We start from the raw sequence: 16,438 nt of genomic DNA on the forward strand, positions 1-16,438 counted from the left end.
ATAGTTATTGTCGGTAGGGTCTTTCTTTCCATTTATACCCCTTAAAAACGGAGCGTATTACCACATACACACTAAAAAACGGATAGTAAAAAGAGGCTAAAAAATAGTATTCCAAATGTTTTTTTTGACCGAAGAAAGCTGCCGATTTATAAATCAGAACAAAATCTATACTGCATTTGATTAAGAATATATACAACAGTATTTCTGCCCTGAGCACTCCCATCCCCACCAAAAAAAGACAACCAATTATAAGTGCATTTTGAGCAAGCACAATTCCACCGGCAAGTTTCCCAAACACATTTTTATAAGCTGTAGATTTAGCTGCCCAGCGCACCCGCTGATCTACCAGCTCTGTTATAGTGTTTAGCGCTTTGGTAACCACAATGGCCTGGGCACTTTTTAAATAATGTACCTGTTTGGGGCTGTTTTCTATAGCTTTTTCCAAAAGAAAGACATCATCGCCACTCGCCAAGTCTGAGTTGCCTTCAAATCCATTAACCGAATAAAAAAGTTGTTTGGTATAGGCCAAATTTGCCCCATTGCACAAAAAAGGCTTTTTAATACCGAAGCCTCCAAGAGTCGCGCCTTGCAAACTTAAGACATCCAACAATTGAAAATTTTGTAAAAATCCGTCCACTTCATGATAGGTTACAGGAGCAACAATAAGTGCTGGATTTTGTGCTTGAATACACGCATCAAAACTATCCAGCCAGTAGGTTGGAAGCTCGCAATCAGCATCAGTAGTTACAATCCAATTGGTAGTGGCTTGTGAAATGGCTAAGGTAATGGCGTCCTTTTTTGGCGATGTAGTTGTTCTTATCGTATTGACCACCTTAATGTTTGTAGAACTGTTGCCGTTAGATTTCAGAATAGAATCAAGAATTTCTCGGGAATTATCATCAGAGGCATCATCTACAAGAATGACTTCAAAGAGTGCGTTCGGATAGTTCAAACCAAAAATTGATTCTAAAAGTGCAGGAAGATGTTGGGCTTCATTTCTGAAGGGAACAATAATGGTAAAGTTGGTTTTTGGCTTTACGTTACTCAGTTCAAAAGATTTTACGCGCCCAAATCCCCAGCAGAAACTTCCAATCAGTAATACGTAAAGGAGTGTTACAGTTGCAATAATTACCATCATGCCTCTGTTTTTGGAAGTTTAAATTGAAGCACATGATAACTGCCTATAAAGCTGGGCAGCACAAAATTTAAAATCCACATCAAGGTTACAATAGATAGCACAATAGCTTCAGAAATTCCCATTAGTCCAAACAAATAAACCGCAACGCCGCCTTTAATGACGACATCAAAGATAAAAATGGAAGGAATTATCGAAGATAGGAGGTACATGCTTGAGATGGCTGCCATAGCTTCTAAATAGTTCAGTTCAACTCCAAAAACAATCAATAAATAGTAAAACTGAAATGAAAATATCAGATAACGTATTAAGGAAAACAGAATTATTTTGGACAGGGTTTGCTTGGAAATACACTTAATAAAAGCAAGATGTTTATAAAGTGGTTGTTTCTGTTTTTGGAGCCAATTTGCGTTCATGGTCCAAATAAGGAAAAGTATACCAATCACCACAATACCTGATAAGATGCCAATACCATTCAATTTTGGTTGATACAGTAGCGTAAAGTAAGTCAAGCCAATGCTACCCACAAGCGTAGTAACACCCATTTGGATGCTATTTCCTATGAAGTTCAAAAATATTATTTTTTTCCGAAGCTCAGGGTGGTAGTACAAAGCTTTCGCGCCATAATCACCAATTCGGTTTGGCGTTAATAAAGATGCGGTAAGGGCTCCCAAACTTTGTTCTTTTGCTGCGTTAAATGAAATTATACTGACCGAAGAAACCAATTGCTTCCATTTAAGGATTTCAAAAACCCAATTAAAAATGCTCAATAAGATTAAGATAAGTAGGGTATTTGCCGAAATTGAACTAAAATCCATTACATTTTTAAGCAATTCATTAAAATGTAAATCGCTATTTTGAAACAGTTTGGAGTGTATAACATAAAATGCGGCCACAACAAGACCTAATTTTATAAGTGTTGGTAAGAATTGTTTAGATTTGTAGGATATTGCTGTTAACATAGTTACAAATTAAATGATATTTAGCTTATGGCGACTTATATTAAAACACAAAACTTATTATGGCTCCTGTTTTTAACGCTCATGACCAGCTCTTTGAGTGTCGCTCAGAGAGATGTTGAGAAATGGAAGCTTCAGGCGAGTATAGGATTAAATAATCCTATTGATACCAATGATAAAGATGGCTATTTCACTGAATACGTCAACTTTCCAACAATTAATCTCGGTGTGCAGCATATGTTTTCTGAAAACTTGGGTGCTAAGATTGATTTAGGTTATAATAGGTCTGAGTCGGCCGATAGATCTAAGCCCTTCAAATTAAATTACACACGTGTTAATGCGCAGCTCGTTTATGATTTTAAAGATATTCTTCGCTTTTTACCCGCTCCCATAGGTATTGTAGCCCATGCGGGACCAGGAGTCAGTATGACCAAACCTTTAGGTAACGATACCAATAACACTTACACCTATCCTAACTTTTTAGGGGGTTTGGAACTGCATTATAGGGTATCAGAGTCCTTCTCTGTATTTGTTGATGGCTCGTATGTGTTAGCGCTTGCTGGAAAAGATAAATACAACCCAACCATTGACGGATATTCATTTAATGGCGATTTAATGTATGTTGCTCTAGGGGTATCCCTATCTTTGAGCGGATGCAATTATTGTTATTAAATGAGTAAAGAACGAATTATTTTAGGAATTGACCCGGGAACCACCATTATGGGTTTCGGACTGATAAAAGTGGTGGGTAAAACCATGTCATTCCTTCAGTTGAATGAACTTGATCTCAAAAAATATGACGATCATTATCTGAAACTAAAGTTGATTTTTGAACGTACTATTGAGCTTATTGACACACATCATCCAGATGAAATTGCTATTGAAGCACCTTTTTTTGGCAAGAATGTTCAGAGTATGCTGAAATTGGGCCGGGCACAAGGTGTTGCCATGGCGGCCGGTTTAAGCAGAGAGATCCCTATTACGGAGTATTCACCAAAAAAAATTAAAATGGCCATAACCGGTAACGGAAATGCCAGTAAGGAGCAAGTTGCCAAGATGTTGCAAAGTGTGCTCGGATTGAAAACCTTACCTAAAAACCTCGATGCCACTGACGGACTGGCCGCAGCTGTTTGTCATTTTTATAATGAAGGCCGTATTGACGTAGGCAAAAACTATACGGGATGGGCCGCTTTTGTGAAAGATAATGAAGGCAGAGTTAAGAAGTAGTTAGTTTCTTTTGTTTCAGGTTTGAAGTTTCAAGTTAGTGGTTGACATATTTTTAAAACTTTAGGATGTTCTAATAGAATGTTCTGTGTTCTTTTTTTACATCATTCATCATTCATCATTCATCATTCATGCGAATTAAGGTTAAAAAAAATTAGAGTAATAATGGCGGCAGCTAATCTTCCATAAACGTGAAGATTTAGTGCTTTTGTTGACCTGACCTTACTGGCTTTTTCTATATCAGATTTTTCAATGAATTAACTGAACAGGGCTTCTATAGGTTGCCTTATTTTGGACACATGCCTGGAATACAGGTTGTTGCTAGCCCTGTCAAATTTCTTTAAAACATCGGGTCATCCCTTTGATGGCTTTTACAGGGGTCAGCATTTCAGAGTTGAAGGCATGGTTCATCTTTCGAAAAAAAAGAAGTGTCATTATATATTTTATCTCCAAAGAATGTGCGATTTTCAATTTCAGACCAAGTGTCTTTATAAAGAGCAAGATCGTTCACGAAGGCTGGTGTAAATATAATTTGCTCTGGGTGGGGCAACCTACCTGTATTACAAAAAACTAGAGCATGCAATTTCATGCCGTAAGAATACATTCTTTTGGTAGAACAATAGCCTTTGACCATGATTTCCGGGGCTACTTTTCCCGAACGTTTCCCTGAGCAAGTAATAATGGGCATGGAATCCAGCACACTATAGTTCTTGGAACACACTTTTGTGGCAAATTTATCTAAGAGCGTTTCCACAAGGGAGCTCATTACGTAAAAATCCTTTGAGCCTATTTTTAAAGGCTTGATAACTCCCTAGATCAGGAAACCAATCCAGTAAATACTCCATGGTAAATTGATTTATCTTGTTCATTTTAAAAATTCCTAGATGGCACATCACAAACAGGTATATGGTTATAATTACTTGATCTGTGAGCTTAGGCCCGGTATTATTGCTGGAGCGCTCACATCTGTCTGTAGATTCTCTTCGAATTTTTCGCAGGCATAATAATATATTCTCACTAACTTGCAATCCTTGTTATTGGTATCTGTATTCAAAATAATCTTGTTCTTTTTACCTTATTTCCAAATTTCCAACCCTTGATTCGCATTAATCATGAATGGATATAAATTCACTCGTGCCTGGTTCGATTTCTGTTTCGAAAATCCTGATAAAATTAAACCAATTCACCATGCAATATATGTATTTGCTATAGAGCGATGCAATCGTCTAGGTTGGAAAAATAAATTTGGATTTCCCACCGACTGTGCAATGGAAACTTTAGGCATAAAAAATTACAGAACTTATATTAAGGCTTTAAATGATCTAGTCTCGATGAGATTTATAAAGATGATTGAAAAAAGCAAAAGTCAGTACACAAGCAATGTAATTGCTTTAATAGGCAATACAACAGCGAATACCAAAGCTTTAGACAAAGCATTGCAAATAGCAAGGCACGGACACTGTAAGTGTAATTAAACAATTAAACAAGAAACCATTAAATAATAAACCGGTTTTCTGTTTTTGTAAAATGCGGCATTTTCTTGATGAAATGGGATCAATTTAAAATTTTGATGAAGAAAAAAAAGGATATGGTTTTATACCATATCCTTTTTTAAATTCTTAAAAGAAATTCTCTTTTAACTAGTAAGAGAACTTAGTTGGCCGGAATAAGATCAATTACAACCGTACGATTATAAGCGCGTTCCTCCGGAAGTTTATTTCCAAATGGAGCTGCTGATTCATCCTCACCAGATCCGTGTACATCAAATGTCACATCACTTCTGTTTTCATTTGAAAGGGCATTTTCAAGGATTGTCTTAACATCATTTGCACGTGCCAAAGATAATTTTTGATTGTAATCTGTTTCTCCAATAACATCGGTATAACCGTGGATAATAACTTTTCCGTTTTCAGGAATTTTTGGCGCTACGATCTGGGTAAGATATTTTTCGTACATAGCTATCGCTTTGGAGTCATCAAATTCATAAAGAATACTGAATCTCATCCCTTCTTCCAATTCTGACGGAGTCCAGAGTACAACATTTATGTTAGATTCTTCAGTTACAATCCCACCATCTTTAGTAGTACCTACCATTTTAACTTTGTAGTCTCCTTCAGTGTTGGTTCCCAAAATGGTTTTTCCCGGAAGCCTCGCTTCTTCTTCTGTATAAGGTCCAAAATTTTCAACCATTCCGTTTTCATCAGTAAGTTCCAGTTTCCATGAAGAAAATGCTTCTTGTGCTCCTTCAGCTTTAAAAGTTACATAGCTTTCAATAGGTGCTTCCTGAATACCATTAATTTGTACCGGTTTCAAAGGTGCATTCGGGCCGGTTTGGAATTCCATAAGCAATTCTGGTGAATTACTTTCTATAGAAACCCTTCTGTCTCCCTCAAGTAGTAAATCCAACTCACGGGTTACTCCTGATTTTAAAGATGGGATTTTTGGTTCTTTTCTTCCTTCAACAGCAATTCTTGTAGCATCAATTCCAAATATATCTACCAAATATTTCTTAGCAGACTCTGCCATTAAAGTTCCGTCTTCCGGACCTTTCTCTGATGATCCAACCAAAGTAATGGTGGAGGAAGGGTTTTTTTCCATACGGTCACCAAGAATATTCAATACATTGTAATAAATCCTCATTTCACGTTTTGAACGTCCGGACAAGTCTTTAGGAGTATTTACTTCAACCTGATCTTCTTTGAAATCTTTTACCTCGTCTTTATTCAACAATACATAGCGACTTGGAATCTCTGTAGATTCTTTTTCAAAAAACACATAGTTACGCAATGGGAAGGTTTCGGTTACCAATCGTTCACCCGGAATATTCTCAGGAGAATTAACAGTAAATCCAACAATAGGCACAACAACTTCCGCTTCTTCAACTACAATTTTACGTCCGTGGCCAAACTTAAGTGCTGCACCAACTCTTACAGTAGTGATGTTCCATGATTCTGTTGCACGTGGATTCTGACCAAAATATGGTTGGAAAGATACAAAAGGAGAAAGCACAAATTGTGTTTTCTGGGTATTTGAGGAAAGAGGGATATCAAATCCTGCTCCTATCTGCATTGAGATAATTGTGCTTTCGATGTCACCAAAATCCTCATTGACAGCAGGATCGGCTATTTGCGAAGGAATATCAGGATTGGTTCCTTTTTCATATGTAAAGGATTTATCTAAATTGAAAGCCAATCTTGGTCCGCCATAAATATATAAGCCGTTTTTGAAGGGTGCAATACGCAAACTTGGTTCAACGGTAATATAACTAAGGTCTGTAGAAAGATCCATAGGGCAGTTACAAGGTGAAGTAACCGGATCCCAATCCCCCTGGCGATTGTCATATCCTGTTTGTAACATGATTCCCCATACTGAATCCGGGAAATGATATTCTACAAGAGGTGCTGCAAAAAGTCCAATCCCATCACCATCATGAAATGCTGTTGGAACGGTTAGGTTCTTATTTAATCTTTGTGTGGTACCGCGATAGAAATTAAAGTTTGCACCGGCGGCTACACCAAACAACCATGTTGGTTTCTCATACTGAGTTTCCTGTGCCAAAGAAGACATTTGGAAACCTAATGCGATTAAAACAATAAATAGTATTTTTTTCATATTTGGGTTATAAGGGGACTGTGCCAGGCACAGCCCCATTTTATAATTAATTTTTGTTTTCCTAATTCTTAAAATGAATTATGGTTTTGTAACTGTATTGGAATCTAAGGTAACTGCTCCAGTTCTGGTCAGTGCTCTTCCGTTCAAGACTGCACCGGTATTTATTGTAATAGATATATCAGCAAGAATATTCCCATAAAAAACAGAGGTTGTTCCAAGTGTTGCTGAAGTACCAACTATCCAGTAAATGTTTTCAGCTTTTGCACCACCCGAAAGGACAATACTGGTACCTGGGCCAGTAACTAAAGTGGAACCCATTTTGAAGATCCATACCGCATTTGCATCCCCATGAAGTGTTAAGATACCTTGAGGCCCTGTTCCTGATATTCCGGTTGAGGAAGAGTTGACATAAAGACCTGGAGTCAAAGTAAGACCGCCAAGTTGTCCTGGCAATGAGATCGCATTTAATGACCTTCCTTGACCTTCAATATAAGCAGAAGTTAAATCCTCTTTTGCTACTCCCACTAAAGGATCGGCAGAGGTATAAAGTGTTCCAACCACATTTGTTTGGTCAAGGCCATTAATTGTAGCCGTAGGAAATGAACCAACATCACCAATAAGCCTGGTAGAAACTCCAGTATTGGTAATTCCAGATCCCGAAAGAACAACAAAGTTACCTGCAGATCCAAGATTTATCCCTTGGGGATTAGGATTATTTACCAGCGTAAAGTTCGCAGTGATATTTTTATCACTGTTCATAGTTACCGTTAATGGATTGTTGGTGCCTGAAGCATCCCCACTCCAGGATGTAAATTCATATCCGTTGTCAGGGGTAGCTGTAAGAACTACTATAGCTCCATTATTGTAGTTCTGCTGATCAGGATTTTTTGCAACAGTTCCGTTTACTGCAGTTACATTTAAAGTGAATGTGCTAACGATGGCTGTAAAGTTAGCAGTAATATTTTTATTACTGTTCATAGTCACTGTTAGAGGATTGTTAGATCCTGTAGCATCTCCACTCCACGATGAAAATTCATATCCATTGGCTGGCGTAGCCGTAAGGACAACATCATCTCCATCATTGTAATTTTGCTGATCAGGATTTTTTGCAACAGTTCCGTTTACTGCAGTTACATTTAAAGTGAATGTGCTAACGATGGCTGTAAAGTTAGCAGTAATATTTTTATTACTGTTCATAGTCACTGTTAGAGGATTGTTAGATCCTGTGGCATCCCCACTCCACGATGAAAATTCATATCCAGTCGCAGGGGTAGCAGTAAGAACTACTTGAGCTCCGCTATTGTAATTTTCCTCATTCGGATTTTTTGTAACACTTCCATTTTTTGCAGTTACATTTAATGTGTAGGTTCTAACTTCAAAATTGGCAACTAAGTTGGTGTTTGCAGTTATTGCAAATGTATAACTTGAGTTGGTTGAGACTTCCACTTCGTTTGCTGTCCAGTTAACAAAGGCATATCCATTATTCGGGGTTGCAGTTACAGTTACGTTAGCTTCAGCATCATATGAACCAGATCCATTTGTTAATCCACCTGCCGCAGGATTTGCCGATAAAATTACCGCAAATTGACCTGCAGATATTTCGCTATAATTTGCAACCAAGGTTCTGTTTCCGGTCAATACAAATTGATAACTTGAACTGGTAGAAGCGATAGTTTCTCCTTCTGTCCAGTTAACAAAAACATATCCTGGATTTGGCAAAGCTGAAACCGTTACAGTTGAATTTTCAGTATATTGTCCCGATCCGGATGTGGTTCCGCCTGCAATTGGGCTTGAAGAAAGATTTATCCTAAAATTCCCTAAAACAACTTCGTCAAAATTAGCTACCAAGGCTATATTCCCATCCATCTCAAACTGATAGCTTGAACTTGTTGAAACAACAGTTTCACCTTCTGTCCAGTTAGTGAATGTAAAACCTTCATTAGGTATTGCAGCTACTGTAACTAAAGATCCAGCTGCAAATGTACCAGCTCCAATAAGCGTTCCTCCGTCTTCGGGGCTTGCAGATAATGATACTTCCGGAATAGTAGTAAAGCTCCACACATAGTTTTCCTGTAACGCATTGCCCATAGGGTCTTTAACGGATGTTGTCACCGTTCCTGTGTAGGTGGTGTTTGGCGCAAGATCAGTAGAAGGTGTAAAGGTTGCGATAGCACCTGAAGACGTAATGGTTCCTACTAATTGAGTAGGCCCATCAACTGTAAAAGTTTCCTCATTAATTGTTTCAGGATTTATATCCTCATTAAATGTTACGGTGATCACCTGATCAAGTGGTACATTAATAGCATCATTATCAGGAATAGTTGATAATACAATTGGACATACTCCAACGATCTCAACGACTTCATCTTTGTCACAGCCGGTAAGTAAAAATACCAGAGCAAAAGCAAAGGTTGCGAGTAATTTTTTTAAATTCATATAATTGTAGATTAATATTACTGGTGGGGCCAGGCGTGAAAAAATTTCAACGTCTAAAATTACATAACTATATGATATAAAGCATCACATATCAATTAAAATAAAAATTATATAATTCGCAGATTTGGTGTTAGTTAGATTATAAAAACCAGCGAGTAGGTCTTGACCCAGTTGAAAACGGTAATAAATTGAATTGCAGGACTTAGAAAAGTTGGGTAATTGAAGAAAAGTTGGGTGATGGAGCACCAGATAAAAATGGCTCTGGAATTAAGGAAATAGGATTTTTTATCTGTTACGCTCTAAATATCTGGAGCGGAAAATAGACCGATTTGTTCTAAATGAATTTTTTAAATGGGTCCAAATTTTCCAGGAAAGTTCAGTCAACGATTGGAGACAATGAAGTGAAAACGAAAAACAATCTTCATAATCAAATTTCCTCATTGAAATGATTTCCATTGTTTCCTCTCGTTTTTGCTTCAGTAATTTATAAAAAGAAGGCGAAAGACCTGTGACTTTTTTAAACTGACCAGATAAATGTGCCACGCTTCTGTAATGAAGTTTATAGGAGATCTCGGTAAGATTGAGCTCATCATACAAAAGCAATTCCTTTGCCCTTTCAATTTTATTGAGGATAATATATTGCTGTATGGTAATACCTTTTACTTCTGAAAATATATTGGCCAGATAGGTATAATCATAGTTTAATTTTTCACTGATATACTCAGAATAATTCATTTTAGGGCATCCATCAGCATATTGGATCATCTCAAGAATTGTATTTTTTCAATAGGGATGCTCTTTTTATCCTCGTGCAGTTGCAGTCCAAACCTTAAAAGATTCTTTTTAAGTGCATTCCGTATCAAGACAAAAACTTGGGGATAAACGTTTCTTTGCAAGAAAAACACTTAGAACTTGGACATAGAATTAGCCCGCTATTTATCGCCCGATGGCATATTAATACGAATCAAGGGTTAAAAAATTAGAGGAATAAAAGCCGCAGTCAATTTTCCAAAAACATGTACCAACTTTAAGCCATGGTACCACATGTTTTTTCTGGAACAATAACTTTTGTCGACAAGTCCGTTTGCTATACATGGGGTTCATTTTTCCGAACAGGTGACAACGGGAATCGAATCCAATAGGCTTTGTGCCGAAGAACAATCCGAAGACCTGAAATCCGAGATCAAAGAATTCCCCAGTTGGCCAAATGCCCCGGATAGCCTGTTTATCCTGTTGTTGAATGCCGCATAGGAACCAAGTTCGGGAAACCACGGGCGTAGGTAATCTTGTGCGAATCGGTGTATTTGGTTGACCTTGAAGCGCTGTTCTTCATCCACGGCAAAAAGGTATATAGTCATTATTTCTTGGGCTGTCAGTCTTGGTTCGTTGTTGTTGCTGAGCCTTTGGCAATGGTATTTCAAATCTTCATTGTACCTTTCACAGATATAAAAGTAAATTTTCAGTAATTTTAGACTTTTAGCCTCGGAGATCATATCTTATGATTGTGTAATTATAATCGTATAATATACTAATTTACAGGCTTTTAATATTATATTTTAAGCCTTATCTCTCTGGTTTTTAGAGAAATATATCAACAATTTTTTGTTGATAACCAACCCTTGATTCGCATTATTCATGTCCGGAGTTTATATTCATATCCCATTTTGTAAACAAGCCTGTCACTACTGTGACTTCCATTTTTCGACCTCATTAAAAAAGAAGGATGACTTAGTCTATGCCTTGGTTAAGGAGTTGGAATTGCGCAAAGATGAATTCAAAAATCAAGTGATACAAACCATTTATTTTGGTGGTGGAACGCCAAGTTTATTGTCGATTGCTGAATTGAAATTGTTGATTGCTGAGGTTTATAGAGATTACGACGTTGTGGACACTCCTGAAATCACCCTCGAAGCCAATCCGGATGATTTGTTTGAAAATACCGTCACTTCGAATCTGTCGCAGTCCATTTTTGAAGCGTACAAAGACATTGGCATAAATCGTCTCTCTATCGGCATTCAATCCTTTTTTGAAGAGGATTTAAAATTGATGAATCGCGCGCACAGTTCAGAAGAAGCTCAAAAATGTTTGGAAGAAGCGACGCAACATTTCGACAACATTTCTGTTGATCTCATCTACGGCATTCCCGGAATGACCAACGAGCGCTGGATTCAGAATATAGATACTGCATTGGCATTTAACATTCCGCATATTTCTAGTTACGCCTTAACGGTTGAACCAAAAACCGCATTGGCTACTTTTATTAAAAAAGGAATTATTAATAACGTAGATGATGATCTGGCTCAAGAACAATTCCACATTTTAATAGAAAAATTGGAGGAAGCAGGTTTTATCCATTATGAACTGTCCAATTTTGGAAAGCCAGCCTATTTTAGTAGAAATAATTCAGCTTACTGGCAAGGAAAATCGTACTTGGGAATAGGGCCTTCGGCGCATTCATTTGATGGAGCACGTCGGGGATGGAATGTCCGGAACAATACCAAATACATCAAGGCCTTAGAAAATAATACACTGCCTTTAGAAACCGAAACACTTTCTACTACCGACAAATACAACGAATATGTGATGACAGGGCTGCGTACTATTTGGGGTGTTTCTCTCGATAAAGTGGAAAAAGATTTCGGATCAGACTATAAAAACTACCTTTTGGAGCACTCACAAAAACATATTATTGAACAATTATTGTATCTTGAGGATGGCAAATTGCTGGTCACCAAAAAGGGTAAATTTTTGAGTGATGGTATTGCGTCTGATCTTTTTAAAATCAATTTATCTTGAAAACAACCATTACGCATCATTCTAAACTATACAGCATAGACCTTTCAAAACCACTGGATATTTCAATTCCACTACGCGCCTCAAAAAGCAATGTGAACGCTTGGTATATTGGCGAGCCCACAATGGAACCAGTAAAAAACAAAGAGTGGATTGGCAGCGTAAAAGCTGGTGCAGATGTCAATTTTAATAATATTTGTTTCAATCCGCATGCGCACGGTACACATACGGAATGTATAGGGCACATTACGGAAGAATTTCACTCCATCAATAAAAATTTACAGCAGTTTTTTTTTACTGCCGAATTAATTTCAGTGGCTCCTGAAAACTACATGAAAGACACCGTAATTTCTAAGAAGCAAATTGAATCTTTATTGAAGGGAAAAACACCAGAAGCCTTGGTCATTCGTACCATGCCCAATACGAAAGAAAAAAATAGCAGACAGTATTCTGAAACCAACTGGACATATCTTACAGAAGATGCGATGGTGTTTATACGAGAGCAGGGCATTCAACATCTGCTGATTGATTTACCCAGTGTTGACAGAGAACATGACGGTGGAAAATTGTTAGCACATAAGGCTTTCTGGGATTTTGATGGAGAACGGCGGATGCATTGCACAATTACGGAATTGATTTACGTCAGGAATAAAATAAAAGATGGGAGTTATATCTTAAATCTACAGATTGCGCCTTTTGAAAATGATGCCGCACCCAGCAAACCAATTTTATATAAGTTGTTAGAATGATTTATAATACATCAGGAGGTAACCGTCGTTCCTTCAATTATTTCTGTTCGAATGGAGCACTGATTACAAAATTGCACATTTCTTTTTTTTAGAAAGTTCACTCTCATAGGTGGCTAATTGCGTTTTAAATTTTGTCTCCTCTTCAGTTTCAGAAACCAATTGTAAGTTGTTTAGAAAGTCCACTTCTTGCTTGAAGTCGGCCTCCGTGTCATATCTTTTTTTGAATTCCAGAAGTTCTGCTTCTGACAAGTGCTTAGAAAAAAATTTTTCTAAAAGTGTTTCGTTAATCATCATCGTGGGGATTGTTTGATGAGGTTTTTAAGTGTTTTCAGGCAACGCGATTTTTGACTTCGCACTACGGCTTCACTGTCGTAACCGTATTGTTTTGCTATTTCTTCATTAGTTAGTCCTCGGTAAAAGCTTAATGTTAACATCTGCTGGCAACTTTTTCCCAGTTGATTAAAATAATGTCGCAATAATTTTTGTTCCTCAGACGGTTCTTGGGTGTCGTTTATACGGATGATCTCATACTCTGTACACGGATGATGAAGCTTTGGATCATATGGTTTTTTGGAGGCGTAATCTTTGAGCTTATTAAAGATGAGATGTTTTCCAATGCCAAATAGATAGGTCTTAAAACTGCTGTTTACCTCATATAATTTACCAGAAAGGGCATGTTTTCTAATGGATAGAAATGCATCCTGATAAATATCCACACTGTCCTGTGGTGCAATTTGGTATTTTTTTGAAAATCTGATAAACTCTTCTCTATAGCAGACATAAAGTTCTTTGACGAGTTGATCGTCATTGTGTTTTAGCGCATCTGCAAATTGATGTTCCATTTGAAATTTAGAATTTTTTTAATATCGTGTTAACATCAGCAATTTCCGTATGACTAAAGGTAAGTCATTCTAAATCAATTCATAATGAAAAATTTTAATTTTAAGATGCTCGCAGTAATTGTTTTTACACTTTTTTTTATACCAAACTCGCAGGCTCAATTCCTTAAAAACCTTAAAAAACGGGTAGAACAAAAAGTGGAGAACGCAGTCATTGAAAAAACGGCCAATGAAGCGGCAGAATCAGCTACCAGATCTATGGATAAAGTGTTTGAAGGAAATCCACTTGGTAGTCTGGGCGGAACAGAGAAGGCAGACCCTTCTCTAATTGCAGATACGTATGATTTTACTTGGAAATATTCGCTAAAAATGGGCACAAAAGATGGGGAAATTGTTTTTGATTATTATCTGAAACCTGATGCACCATATTTCGGATTTACGTCTGCAGCAATGAAAAATATGTTTAACGTCATGGATACTGATAAAAAAATTATGGCCATGTTTATGGAGTCTGAAGGTAATAATATAGGAATGGTTACCAAAATGCCGAGTGATTTGGACTTTGAAGAAGATCAATCGGCCGAATTTACTTTTGAAACTCTGCCTGAGAAAAGCGTCAATGGATACCATTGCAAAGGTGTAAAAGCAACAAGTACAGCGTATGAAATGGTCATGTATTTTACCAATGAAACCCAAGTAAGTTTTGATGACATTTTTAAAAACAGTAAAACTAAAATTCCAGTAGCGCTGAAAGATTATTTTAATCCTGATGATAAAGTACTTATGATTTCTATGGATATGACGGATTTAAAAAATAAAAAGAATAGTGCAACCATGGAGTGTGTGGGGTTGGAGAAAGTTCAAAAATCAATCCGTAAATCTGATTATAAATTTATGTAAGGATATACGGCTGATTCTTATATAACTAGGGCTCGGAAACTGAAATCCTTCAAAATTAAGTTGCCAGACGTAATTAAAAAAACAAATTATGAAGAGCTATTTATATGTATTTATGTTAATTGGACTTCTTATTTCCTGCAAAGGAAATGGACAAACAACAGATATTGTTTCAACTACTGATGTCACCAATCCTGAGGGAAATTTTGTGTTCAGCGGAGATTATAACGATTTATTAAGCTTGGAAATGGCATCTCGAATTACTGGTTTTTACCCTTCGAAAGCACAAAAAATGAATACTACCCAAGGGATGTTGGGAGAAGTTCTACGGTATTATTGGGATAATGGTAGAGAAAAGGCCAAGGAAAGCACCGCCCCTAATAGAAAAAACACCGATATATCATCTACAATGGATCTGGTTCAGCTAAAATGGGTAGATGGTGAAGCTGATATGGACTCTTTTTTAGACTTTATAGATCTTGACAACCATCCAGAATTATCCAAAGTAAATGGCGTTGGCGAAGGGGCGTATTGGAATTCTAAAAAGCATCATTTAGAGGTGTATTACAACGGCGTTTCCTTTACGCTTCAGGTTGATATGTCTAATGATGACAACCTAGATAAAGAAAAAACCATTGCTTTAGCAAAAGCCATTATAGAAGAACAGATGAACTAAGTTCTAAAGATTTTCCCCAATGAAACTCACTTTCTTGGTAATGTTGTCCATGTTTTGAAAACAGTCGTCAACATAAATGTGTATGCTAAAATAGATTTTTAATCATCATTTGGGATGCTAAGCAACACTAGGCTTTTTGTAATACAAAAGGTATATGAATGGATGTTAATTAAGTTTGTAATGTTATCGATATGAGAAATTTAACGTTTTAATAGCTTTAATATATTACTGAATTGAGCGTTCAGAAAACCCAAAAAATATCGAAATTATGAAAAAGATGTTACTGGTCTTAATACTGTTCTCCGTGGAAACTATGGCAGCACAATCTGTAGCTAAAGTTGAGAACCACCCGTTACAACCTATGGAGGTAGTCCTGTTCGCGTTCGGCATGGAACATCCTATTTCCATCGGTACACTCTCGAACTCAGGAGAACTAACTTTAAATTTCCCAACAACGTTAAGCACTATTACAGAGGAGATAAAAGCAGATTTCATGTCGGACGCAGCATTTACCATTTTTTCAAATTGTGATAATAGTAACGATATACTCTCAGAGAAGGAAAACGTTAAAGCAACCAGTGGTGGTTATTTGTCATTAAGTACTAAGGATAATCCCTATTCAGGGTTGATTTTCTTGGTTACCGAAGAACAATTAGTGCCATGGATTGAGTCCAGTGGGGATAGTGATGCTGTTTTGGGCTCCTATTTTAAACTGGTTTATATGGACTCTAATTTTAAGTACCAAGGCACGTGCACTTCTACCGTGTCGTACACTGGTAATGAATCTTATGAAACGCACTATATATACAATTTGCAATTGAAACGTGGTTTTAACTTTATTGAGTATAAAATTGAAACTGTTGAGACACACAAGGTACCTAGCATGGCCGATGAAAATACATTTGAACTCATTAAGAAACCAAGTAAAATAGCAGTGTCTTCAACGCCATCAATGCTCCCAAACACCAAATGGATTGCGAAATATTTTTAAACTATAAATTCGAGCGAACAATTTCTCCTGAATGTGCTGCACCTTTCAGACTGTTTTATTGTGATCCAAATTCCACAGCAACACTAGATGAAAATAAAATGAATTTCAAGTTCCATAATTTTTGTAA

General features: G+C 37.0%; 14 protein-coding genes and 1 pseudogene. 8 read left to right on the forward strand and 7 right to left on the reverse strand.

Annotation, left to right across the window (positions count from 1 at the left end):
- Nucleotides 1-4: 4 nt before the first annotated feature.
- Complete coding sequence (locus tag JEM65_RS12695; protein WP_199600072.1) at nucleotides 5-1,138, reverse strand: glycosyltransferase; 1,134 nt, start codon at nucleotides 1,136-1,138, stop codon at nucleotides 5-7.
- Nucleotides 1,135-2,097, reverse strand: a complete 963-nt coding sequence (locus tag JEM65_RS12700; RefSeq protein WP_199600081.1) for a lysylphosphatidylglycerol synthase domain-containing protein — start codon at nucleotides 2,095-2,097, stop codon at nucleotides 1,135-1,137. Before JEM65_RS12700 ends, JEM65_RS12695 begins: the two co-directional genes overlap by 4 nt.
- A 27-nt stretch (nucleotides 2,098-2,124) precedes the next feature.
- Between JEM65_RS12700 and JEM65_RS12705 the strand changes: the two genes are divergently transcribed.
- From JEM65_RS12705 to JEM65_RS12715, 3 genes are all read left to right on the forward strand, one after another.
- Complete coding sequence (locus JEM65_RS12705) at nucleotides 2,125-2,766, forward strand: outer membrane beta-barrel protein (protein WP_199600083.1); 642 nt, start codon at nucleotides 2,125-2,127, stop codon at nucleotides 2,764-2,766.
- Complete coding sequence (gene ruvC, locus JEM65_RS12710) at nucleotides 2,767-3,321, forward strand: crossover junction endodeoxyribonuclease RuvC (RefSeq protein ID WP_199600085.1); 555 nt, start codon at nucleotides 2,767-2,769, stop codon at nucleotides 3,319-3,321.
- A 1,109-nt stretch (nucleotides 3,322-4,430) separates the two neighbouring features.
- The gene (locus tag JEM65_RS12715) at nucleotides 4,431-4,793 is read left to right on the forward strand and encodes a hypothetical protein (protein WP_199600087.1); all 363 of its coding nucleotides are present in this window, start codon (nucleotides 4,431-4,433) and stop codon (nucleotides 4,791-4,793) included.
- Nucleotides 4,794-4,971: 178 nt separating this feature from the next.
- Here JEM65_RS12715 and JEM65_RS12720 read toward each other — a convergent pair whose 3' ends face one another.
- From JEM65_RS12720 to JEM65_RS22410, 3 genes and pseudogenes are all read right to left on the reverse strand, one after another.
- A complete protein-coding gene (locus JEM65_RS12720; protein WP_233530644.1) occupies nucleotides 4,972-6,930 on the reverse strand; it encodes an OmpA family protein in 1,959 nt (652 codons plus the stop codon).
- A gap of 78 nt (nucleotides 6,931-7,008) precedes the next feature.
- Entirely contained in the window at nucleotides 7,009-9,366 is a 2,358-nt protein-coding gene (locus JEM65_RS12725) for an InlB B-repeat-containing protein (protein WP_199600091.1), read from the reverse strand.
- Nucleotides 9,367-9,816: 450 nt separating this feature from the next.
- Nucleotides 9,817-10,223, reverse strand: a pseudogene (locus tag JEM65_RS22410) (helix-turn-helix domain-containing protein); the annotation flags it as partial.
- A 778-nt stretch (nucleotides 10,224-11,001) separates the two neighbouring features.
- Between JEM65_RS22410 and hemW the strand changes: the two are divergent.
- Together hemW and JEM65_RS12740 are read left to right on the forward strand one after the other, a co-directional pair.
- Entirely contained in the window at nucleotides 11,002-12,162 is a 1,161-nt protein-coding gene (hemW, locus tag JEM65_RS12735) for a radical SAM family heme chaperone HemW (RefSeq protein ID WP_199600098.1), read from the forward strand.
- Entirely contained in the window at nucleotides 12,159-12,908 is a 750-nt protein-coding gene (locus JEM65_RS12740) for a cyclase family protein (protein ID WP_199600100.1), read from the forward strand. Before hemW ends, JEM65_RS12740 begins: the two co-directional genes overlap by 4 nt.
- Before the next feature lie 63 nt (nucleotides 12,909-12,971).
- Here JEM65_RS12740 and JEM65_RS12745 read toward each other — a convergent pair whose 3' ends face one another.
- Complete coding sequence (locus JEM65_RS12745) at nucleotides 12,972-13,202, reverse strand: hypothetical protein (RefSeq protein WP_199600102.1); 231 nt, start codon at nucleotides 13,200-13,202, stop codon at nucleotides 12,972-12,974.
- On the reverse strand, nucleotides 13,199-13,750 hold the full coding sequence (locus JEM65_RS12750) for an RNA polymerase sigma factor (RefSeq protein WP_199600104.1): 552 nt from the start codon (nucleotides 13,748-13,750) through the stop codon (nucleotides 13,199-13,201). Before JEM65_RS12750 ends, JEM65_RS12745 begins: the two co-directional genes overlap by 4 nt.
- Before the next feature lie 84 nt (nucleotides 13,751-13,834).
- Here JEM65_RS12750 and JEM65_RS12755 point away from each other — a divergent pair, with 84 nt between their 5' ends.
- The 3 genes from JEM65_RS12755 to JEM65_RS12765 all read left to right on the forward strand — a co-directional run bounded on the left by JEM65_RS12755 (nucleotide 13,835) and on the right by JEM65_RS12765 (nucleotide 16,311).
- A complete protein-coding gene (locus JEM65_RS12755; protein WP_199600106.1) occupies nucleotides 13,835-14,647 on the forward strand; it encodes a DUF4412 domain-containing protein in 813 nt (270 codons plus the stop codon).
- An 88-nt stretch (nucleotides 14,648-14,735) separates the two neighbouring features.
- The gene (locus JEM65_RS12760; protein ID WP_199600108.1) at nucleotides 14,736-15,320 is read left to right on the forward strand and encodes a hypothetical protein; all 585 of its coding nucleotides are present in this window, start codon (nucleotides 14,736-14,738) and stop codon (nucleotides 15,318-15,320) included.
- Nucleotides 15,321-15,588: 268 nt separating this feature from the next.
- Nucleotides 15,589-16,311 carry a hypothetical protein gene (locus JEM65_RS12765; RefSeq protein WP_199600110.1) on the forward strand — a complete coding sequence of 241 codons (723 nt, stop codon included), beginning with the start codon at nucleotides 15,589-15,591 and terminating at the stop codon, nucleotides 16,309-16,311.
- The last annotated feature ends 127 nt before the right edge of the window (nucleotides 16,312-16,438 follow it).

This window comes from Gelidibacter salicanalis, assembly GCF_016469035.1.
Lineage (GTDB): Bacteria > Bacteroidota > Bacteroidia > Flavobacteriales > Flavobacteriaceae > Gelidibacter > Gelidibacter salicanalis_A.